The organism is Pedobacter sp. 01N416, assembly GCF_056399685.1.
Genome location: NZ_JBFTRT010000112.1, coordinates 1 through 10,702 on the forward strand (window position 1 = coordinate 1; position 10,702 = coordinate 10,702).

The following is a 10,702-nucleotide window of genomic DNA, read 5'->3' on the forward strand; positions in this document are numbered from 1 at the left end:
AAACAATCTCAAAAAGAAATAATGATTTAAGAGCGTTTTTTTAGCCTTTTAGATCGCAAGGAATAATTAACTTAAATTTATTCCTTGCGATTAATTCTACCATTTCATTTCGCCGGTATTCACCTTTGCTCCAATCTGTAAAGCCGTTTCAAAAGTTAATGTTGGATATTGTGCTTTAATCGCTTTGATCAACTCTTCAGAAGTTTTGTTGGTTTTTAAAGCCTCTTCGTAAAACTGGATATAACTTTTGGTATGTTTTATTGCACTAACATCAAATGGGCTTGCGTTATTGGCATGTGCAGGAATAACGATTGAAGGATTTAAGGCTTCGATTTTGTCTAAAACAGCAATCCAATTTTTACGGGCTTCCGGCGTTTGTGCATCTGCCATCCATAGGTTAAATGTAGTTCCGAAAACATTGATACCACCTATTACTGCTTTAATTGAAGGAATCCAAACAAAGGTTTTTGCAGGAAATTCTTCCAAGCCAACAACTTCGAGTTTCTGACCTTCCAAATCAATGCTATTTCCCTTTATAACCTGTGGTAATACCACATTAGAAGTAATGGCCTTGCCTAATCTTTCCCCCCAAACATCCAGTTTTTTCTGTGCAGAGGCTTTGATAGCTTCCACGGTTTCCGGTGAGGCGAAAGCCGTTACTTCCGGGAAATGTTTCTTAAAAACTTCCAATCCGAAGTAATAATCAGGATCAGCATGGGAAACATAAATTACAGTTAATTTTTTACCAGACTTTTTGATTTGGCCGGCGACCTTTTCCGCGTCTTCCAAAGTAAATTGTGCGTCGATTAAAACGGCATCTGTTTTACCTGAAACGATTACGGATGCCACGCCAAAAGCATTCTCTGATGCGTTATAAACTTCGAGCTTTAAATTAGCTGTTTCAATAGTTTTGAAACCTTGTGCATTTGCTTCCATTTTTAATAAGATTAGAATAGTTAGAAATAATGTTGAAATAATTGATTTCATGCCTTATGTTATTTGATGACACAAAGATGCACAGGACACCAAGACAAAAAGATTGAACAAGTTCAATAAATACAGGTTAGCTAGCTACCGGTTACATTTTTTTTTCTGATCTTACTCAAAAATTCGTGACTAATGCCTAAATAAGCTGCAATCTGAAGGTTGGTCAATCGTTGTAGGAGCTGCGGATATTTTTTAATAAAATCAAGATAGCGCTGGTCTGCAGTTTTACTCAAATTATCGATCATCCTCCTTTGTAGGGCAACGTGGGTTTTTTGGGTCATTATCCTGAATAGCTTCTCAATTTGAGGACGATTGATGTAAGCAAATTCTTTGTCCTTCTTAGAAATAAGCAGTACCTCACTATCTTCAAGAGCCTCTATATAGAGCTGAGAAGGTGTGTTATTGGTGAAACTATCAATATCGGTAATCCACCAGTTTTCAATGGCAAAATACAATATGTTTTCAAAACCATTTTGGTCAACATGATAGATGCGGAAAAGTCCTTTGATTACAAAACCTTCAAATTTACAGGTTTCACCCGCTTGCAGTAAAAAACGCTTTCTTTTAACCAATTGATGTTTGAACAGGTTACAGAATATATCTCTTTCCTTTTCCGGAATGGTTACATGGTTGGAAATATGCTGATGGAGAAGTTCTTTCATAAGGTTTACAATATCAGGCTTAAAACCCATAGATAGTTCATATTTATTTAGATTTAATTTGCTCCGCAATAAGAATTTTCGAAAAAAGTTTTCCACATCGGTGAAGTCCAAAACGCGATTTTGTCTATAATCATACTTTAAACAGTTTAAACCTATTTTTTATGTAAAGTGCACAAAAAGTGCTTAAATTTTGATTTTAGGCACATTTAACTAAATTTGGATTATACCAAAACCAAGTTTATGTATCAATTAACAGTACCTGCAGATCGCGTTAACGAATCGTTAAGTAAGCACATTTTGGCCGATGGTTTCGACCTGACTTATGATATGGAAAAAAGTCATGGTGCTTACATTTACGATGCTAAACACAACAGAACTTTACTCGATTTTTTCACTTGTTTTGCTTCCGTTCCTTTAGGTTATAACCACCCTAAAATGATCAATGATGAAGCATTTAAAAAAAATCTTCTCCTCGCTGCATTAGCTAATCCATCGAACTCTGATGTTTACACCCAGCAGTATGCACAGTTTGTTGAAACATTTTCCAAAGTCGGTATTCCGGCTTACCTGCCGCATGCTTTTTTTATTGCAGGTGGAGGCTTAGCAGTAGAAAATGCAATTAAGGTAGCCATGGACTGGAAAGTTCAGAAAAATTTTGCGAAAGGATATACTGAAGAAAAAGGTTTTAAGGTTTTACACTTCGAAAGGGCTTTTCATGGCAGAACGGGTTATACTTTAAGCTTAACCAATACCCTACCCGATAAAACCAAGTGGTTTGCCAAATTCGATTGGCCAAGAGTGGCTGTTCCGGAAGTTAAATTTCCGCTTTCAGGAAATAATTTAAGTCATGCCATTCAAACCGAAGAAACATCTTTAGCGCAGATCAAAAAAGCATTTGCAGATAATAAAGACGATATCTGCGCTATAATTATAGAACCAATCCAATCTGAAGGTGGAGATAACCACCTGCGTGAAGAATTTTTGATCCAACTTAAGGCCTTGGCCGATGAAAATGATGCCTTTTTGATTTATGATGAAGTACAAACCGGGGTTGGGTTAACCGGTAAATTCTGGTGCCATCAACATTTTAGTGAAAAAGCTCAACCAGATATCATCGCTTTTGGAAAAAAAATGCAGGTTTGTGGTATTCTTGTCGGTAATAAGGTAGACGAAATTGAAACCAATGTATTTAAAGTGCCAAGCCGTATTAACTCAACCTGGGGAGGCAATTTGGTTGATATGGTTCGTTCTACGCAGATTTTACAAATTGTAGAAGAAGATCAGCTTTGTGAGAATGCAGCAAAAGTAGGTGTGTACTTAAGAGATCAACTAGAAAACCTATCGCATAAATTTGATCAAATGACAAATGTTCGTGGAAGAGGTTTGTTGTGTTCTTTTGATTTCCCGACAAAAGAAATGCGGAATGCATTTATTGGCAAAGGATTAGAAAACAATGTGATGTTTTTGGGCTGTGGTGAAAAAACGATACGCTTTCGTCCGGCACTTTGCATTGAGCAAAAGCATATTGACGAAGGCTTGACGGTTATGGAAAAAATATTGCCTTTATTGTAGGCATGAATAGAAAATCGTTAGTTTATTTCTTAGTTGCAGGTATTTTAGTGTTGATCTTTTTCATGGTTAAAGCTGTTTTTGATCAGCCTGGGATTGAGGATATGAAAGCCGGTTTTAAAGAAATTGCCAAGTATAGAAATGCAAACAATACTGGTCCGGTACAGCGGATTTATATCGTTACGGTTAAAGATTCGCTATGGAAAGAAATGGAAGATTATGGCAATTTAATGCCCCATACCAAATATGGCAATACAAAAGTTTACTTCTTTATGGAAAATTCCAACGTTCCGAAAACTTTGGAACCTGGAGAAGTAAACTTCAATCCTCAATATAATAAATCCTGTATTGCGCTATTCGAAAAAAGCGCAATGAGCCAGGTAGCATTTAATAAGTATCCGTTTTAGACATAGATTTTTTTTGGTATAATTACAAATGAATCGTGATTATAGTTCGATAAGTCCATCAGCAAAATCGCTATTGCTAGCCAAAAGTTTAACGAATATTCCCTTTGTTGCTGACGCTGTTAAGTTAATTTACGGCAACGACGCCCTTGAAAAATTATATGATAAAGATTTTGATGAGGTATTTTTAAAACGGTTGGTCCATTTTGAGAGTAGATATTTATCTCTGGATAGCTTACTTTTTGCATCGGGCTCTTTAAATATTATAGAAATTTCTTCTGGTTATTCTTTCAGGGGCTTGGATCTGGTTTTAAGGCACCCGACTATTTATTATTTGGATACTGATTTACAAGGCGTAATCGACATCAAAAAAGATTTGGTTGATCGACTAATTGTTGATGAGAAATTACAATTAAAGGGTAAACTCAAAACCGAAGCTTTAAATGCTTTGGATGGAGACGCTTTTTCAAATGCTATAAATCAAATGCCTCTCGGTCCGATTAGTATTATAAATGAAGGTTTATTGGTGTATTTAAATAATGAAGAAAAGATATCACTATGTAAAACCATCCATAAATCATTAAAACAAAGAGGTGGTTATTGGATCACTGCTGATGTATATATTAAACGACCAGCACCTAAAAATGAAACCAATGATTATTTTTCTCAGTTTCTGGAAACACATCATGTAGAAGATAATAAGTTTGATAGCTTTGAACAGGCTGAACACTTCTTTCTTGAACAAGGTTTCAAATTGACAACTAAAGCAACTTCAGTTTGGCATCAACTTTCCTCGCTAAAATATATTGATATTGAATTATTAAAAAAAATGAAGGAGCAGGCGAATAAAATTGGCAGAATCCGAGAAACCTGGGTGTTAAAAGCTATTTAATTAACTAAAACCGGGCTGCAGATCCACGTTTTCTAATTCTGAAACACTTTTTTCTTGTAGCGCTATGCCTGTGCAAAACATTAAGTTTCTTCCCGTTTTACGCTTATACGCTTCGCTACCTCGTACCTCGTTGCTGCAGGGTATCGCTCCAACCTGGGCTAAATGGCCAGAAAAGTATTTTATTTTTGAGGTTGCAGGGGCCGCTAACTTTTGTTCATAAACCTGACAGCAGCGGCAGCTCCCGACTTTTCGTCGGGACTACAGCGAATGGCAGGACTGAAGCACCCATGAAATGCTGACATTCGTTTCCTAACCCTAAAAATCCTGCTATTTATCATATTACATTAGTCTTCGACTACGCTCAGACTCGCAAGCAACTAATTACCCCAGCTCAAAACTAACGAAGTTCCCGAACTGCTCTTAGCCTTTCAAACTTCGTGAGTTCCCACTACCTAAACAAATGCAGAGAAACCCGTTATGGCTCTACCTACAATCAGCGTATTAATTTCTTTTGTGCCTTCGTAAGAATAAATTGCTTCAGCATCGGCCACAAAACGCGCTACATTATATTCCAATAAAATGCCGTTTCCACCCATTACCTCACGGGCCTTGCTCACCACATCACGTGTACGTAACGAACAGAATACCTTGGCTAACGAAGCATGCTCATCTTTCAACAAGCCCTGATCCTGCAATTGTGACAACCTAAAACATAATGTTTGCATTGCTGTTAAATTCGACAACATCTCAACTAAATGGTTTTGAATCAATTGAAAAGATGCAATGGGTTTACCAAACTGTTTTCGGGTACGGGTATAATCCAGTGCATTTTCGTAAGCACCACGGGCACAGCCAACAGCCTGCCAGGCCACTCCTGCTCTTGTCATTTGCAATACCTTTGCTGTATCTTTAAATGAGTTTGCATTTTGCAGGCGGTCCGTTTCTTCTACCTCACAATTGTTTAAAGTGATAATTCCATTCTGCACAATCCTGAGGGCCATTTTATCCTGCATTTTTTCTACAGCAAAACCAGGATTATCTTTTTTTACAATAAAACCCTTAACCTCACCACTTTCTTCATCTCGTGCCCAAATAATTAAGATATCGGCGAAAGTGGCATTACCGATCCATTTTTTCTGACCATTTAATATCCATTTGCCATCTATTTTTTTGCAGGTTGTAGTGAGTCCTCCAGCAGCAGCAGAGCCCACTTCGGGTTCGGTTAGCCCAAATGCACCGATAATTTTAAATTGCTGCATCAGTGGCAACCACTGTTGTTTTTGTTCTTCCGATCCACATAAATAGATCGATCCCATCGCTAAACCACTCTGTACACCAAAAAAAGTAGAAATCGAGGTATCTATCCGAGCCATTTCCATCGCTAAAATCCCTTCCATCAAATTCGATTTTCCCGGACAGCCATAACCTTTATAGGTTAAACCACAGATATTAAGTTCAGCAAGTTTTGGGATAATTTCGAAAGGAAATTCGGCTTTGTTCCAGTAATGGTTTACAATGGGCTTTACTTCTTTTTCTAAAAAAGCACGCACTTTTAACTGGAGTTCGCGATCCTCATCGTTGAGTGCTTCGTCGCCCAAATGGTAAAAATCACCTTCAATTGGTGGTAATTCTCGCTTTTTACCCGATCCACCCATCATTTTCATCATCCCCTGAATCTGTTTATCATCCAGATTGGATATGGTTTCGACTATTTTGGGTAAATCGACTTTTTTCGATAAAGCTTCTAACTTATCGAAATCTACATGTTTAAAAAGATTGTACGCATTTTTGAGAGAAGAGAATATATTCGCCATTATTATTCGTTTTGAGAATAACAAACGAAGGGCGGTTTTGTTGGACTGTCAAAATAACCGCAAAGGGCGCTAAGTTTTTCGCTAAGGAAAAGAAAGAGAAATCTTAGTAAGACAAATCCCTACAGCTTTGCGTACTTTGCGGAACACTTCTTTTCTTTGCGGTTAAAAAATTTACCTTAAATCAAACAAACTATCAACACCCAACAATTTTCTTGAGGTAAAGCCTTCGCCAAAAGTGGTACCGATGCTTTTACCAAATTCTCTGGAACGGCCAATTACGCTTTCAAAAAATTCTGGTGAAGAAATATAGGTTTGCAAGCCATCTACATCAGGATTATAAAACTGGGTTTTAAAAGCTTTAATCGATTCAATTTTCTTATCCATGTGGTCAGATATATCCACAATAATATCAGGTTTTAAGTACCTGTCTTGAATATATTGCAACAATAACCTCGGCCGGTGCGCTTCTTGTTTAACACCATCAATTGATGTTTCTACTTTTGGCAGTCCCGATAAAAAAACCGAATCGTGCACCAGATCGCCAGCTCTGCCATGATCAGGGTGACGGTCTTCTAGCGCATTGCTTAAAATAATTTCTGGTTGGTATTTCCTGATGGCTTTAATTACTTCTAAACGGTGAAATTCATCATTCTGAAAAAAGCCATCCCTCATTCTCAAATTTTCGCGAACATGTAAACCTAAAATTTTCGCAGAGTCTGCGGCCTCTTCATCTCTTGTTTCTGCAGTACCACGCGTACCCAGCTCGCCTCTGGTTAAATCTACAATTCCAACTTTTTTACCAAGGGCAATATGTTTTAAAATAGTACCTGAACAGCAAAGCTCTGCATCATCAGGATGCACGGCTATAACTAAAATATCTAACTTCATGACGTAATTATTGGGCATTTTGGCTCAGCAGTTGCTGAATTTTCTTTTTAATTTTCGAACTCAATGGCTTGGTGAATGGTAAAAAATAATCTTCCAGCTCGCCATTTTTGTTCAGGAGGTATTTATGAAAGTTCCAACGGGGTTTCGAACTTAATTTTCTGTTTTGTTTTTTATCGCTCAGAAATTGATAAAGCGGGTGTGCACGTGCCCCACGTACCATAATTTTATCAAAAACCGGAAATTTTACACCATGGTTAATCTCACAGAAAGATGCAATATCAGATCCATTAAGTGGTTCCTGCTTTCCAAAATCGTTGGTCGGAAAACCCAAAATTTCAAAATCAGGGCTATTAATCTCGTCTTTTAACTGCTGTAATTCTTTCAATTGTGGCGTAAAACCACATTCGGAGGCTGTATTTACAATTAAAACAACTTTGTTGCGGTAGGCTGATAACGGCTGCTCTTCGCCATTAATTTTTTTAACCTTAAATGAATAAATATTCGGAATGCGTTCCTGCATTATAGTTATTGATAAAATCCTGAAGTGCGGATAATAGATTCTATATCCTTATCTTCATTCGGATCGTAAGTGCTTTTTAAATTATGTCCTACCACACGGGCCACAATCTGATAAGAAAATGCAGCAAAACCGCCTTTGGTCTGCTTTACTATATCGTACGTTGTTCTGCCCACCTCACGGTCGATCAGTTTCGTTAAAATCTGACCTTGAGTAATGGTTAATTCTTTTATTTCGCGGTTAAACATGTCTTTAATTTCTTTATCACATTGTTTAACCAGCTGTTTCTGTTCCTTTTTCTCAGGAGTTCGGGCAATATCCTGCTCTAATTGCTCGTATCTACGTTTTGCAAACAGTGCATACGGCATTACTTTTAATACGTTATACCTTAAGCGATTATACGCGGCCTGTTCTGCCGGTGATTTCCATATCCTTGCGGCATAAATAGATACATCGTTAAGTTGCATCCACGGAATCATTACACCATTATCATTTGTTGAGGCTACTCTTATTGTATCGCTTTTACCCAATTTAGGGAATATTGGCGCAGCAGGATCCTGAGCCCGCAGCGAAATGCTACAAATCATTACAATACAAAGAAAAAAGAGCCCTTTAATTTTCATAAATTTATACTTTTACAAAGTTAGGTGTTATTTCATATATTAGGTGTTTCACAAAACTAATATAAGTTTTATTCATAAATAAGACGCAATTTTTACGCAAAAAATACAAATGAAAACAGAGTTAGTGATTGATTTAGAGGCGGAAAAGCAAGAGATTCTAAAAAGATATAGGGCATTACTACGGGCAAGCAAATCTACTTTACAAAAGGGCGATAAAAAAGAAATCAGGAAAGCTTTCGATATGGCACTGGAGAGCCATAAAGATATGCGCCGAAAGTCTGGCGAACCTTACATCTACCACCCCATTGCTGTAGCGCAGATTGCCGCTGAAGAAATTGGCTTAGGAACAACCTCTATTGTATGTGCCTTATTACACGATGTGGTAGAAGATACCGATATCACTTTAGAAGATATTGAACGCGAATTTGGCAAGAAAACCGCTAAAATTATCGACGGTTTAACCAAAATATCTGGCGTTTTCGATACCAATAGCTCTTTACAGGCTGAGAATTTCCGTAAAATGCTGCTTACCCTGGCAGATGATGTGAGGGTAATCCTGATCAAACTTGCCGATCGTTTGCATAACATGCGTACAATGGATTTTATGCCCCGCCACAAGCAGCTTAAAATCGCTTCAGAAACCATTTATTTATATGCACCATTAGCCCATAGATTGGGTTTATATGCCATAAAATCAGAGTTGGAAGATCTTTCGATGAAATATCTCGACCCTGACACTTACAAATTCATTGCAAAAAAATTAAACGAGAAAAAAGCTGAACGTGCGCTTTTCATCAARAAATTCGTCGAACCGATTGACGAAATTGTTCACGAACAAGGCTTAGTGGCCGATGTTTATGGCAGACCCAAATCAATCCACTCCATCTGGAACAAGATGAAAAAGAAAAATATTCCTTTCGAAGAGGTTTACGATCTTTTTGCCATCCGGATTATTTTGGACTCGGCACCTGAAAATGAAAAGGCCGATTGCTGGAAAGCGTATTCTATTGTTACCGATTTATACCGCCCAAATCCGGATCGTTTACGCGATTGGGTTTCCTCACCAAAAGGAAATGGCTACGAAAGTTTGCATACTACGGTAATGGGGCCACGCGGGCAATGGGTTGAGGTACAGATCCGTACACAACGCATGAACGAAATTGCAGAGAAAGGTTTTGCTGCACACTGGAAATACAAAGAATCGAGTAACGATAACGGCCTGGATCAGTGGATCCAGAAAGTCCGCGAAATGCTGAGCAATCCTGAAGCCAACGCTTTAGATTTCCTTGACGATTTCAAGATGAACCTTTTCTCGGATGAAATTTTTATTTTCACGCCAAAAGGCGCCTTGATCCAGTTGCCATTAGGCGCTACCGCATTAGATTTTGCTTTCGAGATCCATACCGACGTAGGTGCAACCTGTATAGGCGCTAAAGTGAACCACAAACTGGTTCCTATTTCGTATAAGCTTCAAAATGGCGATCAGGTGGAGATTATCACCTCAAGCAAACAAACACCTAAAGAAGATTGGCTAAATGTGGTGGTTACTGCCAAGGCTAAATCGAAAATTAAATCATCTTTAAAAGAAGAAAAGCGGAAAATTGCCGAAAATGGGAAAGAAATCTTAGAAAGGAAGCTGAAATCTTTAAAAATCACCTACAATACCGACAATCTACAAAAGCTAAGTTATTTCTTTAAACTGCCTTCTACACAAGAGCTTTTTGTTAATGTTGCTTTAGGAAAAATCGAGCTGAAAGATATAAAAGAGTATCTGTCGAGTGAGAAAGAAGTTGAAAACCGCGGACCGGAGCGACCTGAAAACCTAACGGTAGACATCGTTAAAACCAAAATGAAGGGCTCGGAAAATGACATTTTGCTCATTGGAGAAGACCTGCAAAAAATAGATTACACGCTAGCCGCATGTTGCAATCCAATCCCTGGTGATGATGTTTTTGGTTTTGTTACCGTAAGTGAAGGGATTAAAATACACCGTACCAACTGCCCTAACGCTGCGCAGCTAATGGCCAATTATGGTTATCGCGTGGTGAAAGCCAAATGGAACAAACAACAGGAATTAACTTTCTTAACCGGCTTACGCATTGTAGGCATTGATGATGTAGGTTTGATCAATAACATCACCAGGGTTATTTCTACCGATTTTAAAGTAAATATGAGGTCAATTACTGTGGATACTAACGAAGGGATTTTTGATGGTTCGATTATGATTTTCGTAAACGATACCGAGCACCTGGAAAACCTGATTAAAAATTTATTAAAAGTTAGAGGTGTTACAGGAGTAACGAGGTTTGATGCCTAATTAGTCCGAAGTCCTGAGTAGTATAGCAG

General features: G+C 37.9%; 10 protein-coding genes. 4 read left to right on the forward strand and 6 right to left on the reverse strand.

Annotation, left to right across the window (positions count from 1 at the left end):
• Nucleotides 1–96: 96 nt before the first annotated feature.
• Nucleotides 97–987: an MBL fold metallo-hydrolase gene (locus AC1DND_RS08315; protein WP_477580701.1), complete on the reverse strand. Its 891-nt coding sequence runs from the start codon at nucleotides 985–987 to the stop codon at nucleotides 97–99.
• Between the two features lie 80 nt (nucleotides 988–1,067).
• Nucleotides 1,068–1,649 (reverse strand): Crp/Fnr family transcriptional regulator, encoded by a 582-nt coding sequence (locus tag AC1DND_RS08320; RefSeq protein ID WP_477580703.1) that lies wholly within the window; start codon nucleotides 1,647–1,649, stop codon nucleotides 1,068–1,070.
• Between the two features lie 240 nt (nucleotides 1,650–1,889).
• On the opposite strand from AC1DND_RS08320, the gene lat reads away from it, so the two are divergent.
• From lat to AC1DND_RS08335, 3 genes are read left to right on the forward strand one after another with little or no spacing between them, the layout of a single operon-like run.
• Nucleotides 1,890–3,221 (forward strand): L-lysine 6-transaminase, encoded by a 1,332-nt coding sequence (lat, locus tag AC1DND_RS08325; protein WP_477580705.1) that lies wholly within the window; start codon nucleotides 1,890–1,892, stop codon nucleotides 3,219–3,221.
• A 2-nt stretch (nucleotides 3,222–3,223) separates the two neighbouring features.
• The gene (locus AC1DND_RS08330; protein ID WP_477580707.1) at nucleotides 3,224–3,625 is read left to right on the forward strand and encodes a hypothetical protein; all 402 of its coding nucleotides are present in this window, start codon (nucleotides 3,224–3,226) and stop codon (nucleotides 3,623–3,625) included.
• Nucleotides 3,626–3,653: 28 nt separating this feature from the next.
• The gene (locus AC1DND_RS08335; protein ID WP_477580709.1) at nucleotides 3,654–4,514 is read left to right on the forward strand and encodes a hypothetical protein; all 861 of its coding nucleotides are present in this window, start codon (nucleotides 3,654–3,656) and stop codon (nucleotides 4,512–4,514) included.
• Between the two features lie 452 nt (nucleotides 4,515–4,966).
• Here AC1DND_RS08335 and AC1DND_RS08340 read toward each other — a convergent pair whose 3' ends face one another.
• The 4 genes from AC1DND_RS08340 to AC1DND_RS08355 form a co-directional block, all read right to left on the reverse strand.
• A complete protein-coding gene (locus AC1DND_RS08340; protein WP_477580711.1) occupies nucleotides 4,967–6,328 on the reverse strand; it encodes an acyl-CoA dehydrogenase family protein in 1,362 nt (453 codons plus the stop codon).
• Nucleotides 6,329–6,499: 171 nt separating this feature from the next.
• The gene (gene bshB1 / locus AC1DND_RS08345; protein WP_477580713.1) at nucleotides 6,500–7,216 is read right to left on the reverse strand and encodes a bacillithiol biosynthesis deacetylase BshB1; all 717 of its coding nucleotides are present in this window, start codon (nucleotides 7,214–7,216) and stop codon (nucleotides 6,500–6,502) included.
• A 7-nt stretch (nucleotides 7,217–7,223) separates the two neighbouring features.
• A complete protein-coding gene (locus tag AC1DND_RS08350; RefSeq protein ID WP_477580715.1) occupies nucleotides 7,224–7,736 on the reverse strand; it encodes a glutathione peroxidase in 513 nt (170 codons plus the stop codon).
• Between the two features lie 5 nt (nucleotides 7,737–7,741).
• Entirely contained in the window at nucleotides 7,742–8,356 is a 615-nt protein-coding gene (locus AC1DND_RS08355) for a DUF4294 domain-containing protein (RefSeq protein ID WP_477580717.1), read from the reverse strand.
• 109 nt (nucleotides 8,357–8,465) lie between these two features.
• Here AC1DND_RS08355 and AC1DND_RS08360 point away from each other — a divergent pair, with 109 nt between their 5' ends.
• Nucleotides 8,466–10,673 (forward strand): RelA/SpoT family protein, encoded by a 2,208-nt coding sequence (locus tag AC1DND_RS08360; protein WP_108199883.1) that lies wholly within the window; start codon nucleotides 8,466–8,468, stop codon nucleotides 10,671–10,673.
• Nucleotides 10,674–10,702: the final 29 nt, after the last annotated feature.

Coding starts and splice junctions, on each gene's coding strand:
- AC1DND_RS08330 (WP_477580707.1), top strand. CDS start 3,224: ATGAATAGAAAATCGTTAGTTTATTTCTTAGTTGCAGGTATTTTAGTG.
- AC1DND_RS08340 (WP_477580711.1), bottom strand. CDS start 6,328: ATGGCGAATATATTCTCTTCTCTCAAAAATGCGTACAATCTTTTTAAA.
- lat (WP_477580705.1), top strand. CDS start 1,890: ATGTATCAATTAACAGTACCTGCAGATCGCGTTAACGAATCGTTAAGT.
- AC1DND_RS08355 (WP_477580717.1), bottom strand. CDS start 8,356: ATGAAAATTAAAGGGCTCTTTTTTCTTTGTATTGTAATGATTTGTAGC.
- bshB1 (WP_477580713.1), bottom strand. CDS start 7,216: ATGAAGTTAGATATTTTAGTTATAGCCGTGCATCCTGATGATGCAGAG.
- AC1DND_RS08350 (WP_477580715.1), bottom strand. CDS start 7,736: ATGCAGGAACGCATTCCGAATATTTATTCATTTAAGGTTAAAAAAATT.
- AC1DND_RS08315 (WP_477580701.1), bottom strand. CDS start 987: ATGAAATCAATTATTTCAACATTATTTCTAACTATTCTAATCTTATTA.
- AC1DND_RS08335 (WP_477580709.1), top strand. CDS start 3,654: ATGAATCGTGATTATAGTTCGATAAGTCCATCAGCAAAATCGCTATTG.
- AC1DND_RS08320 (WP_477580703.1), bottom strand. CDS start 1,649: ATGAAAGAACTTCTCCATCAGCATATTTCCAACCATGTAACCATTCCG.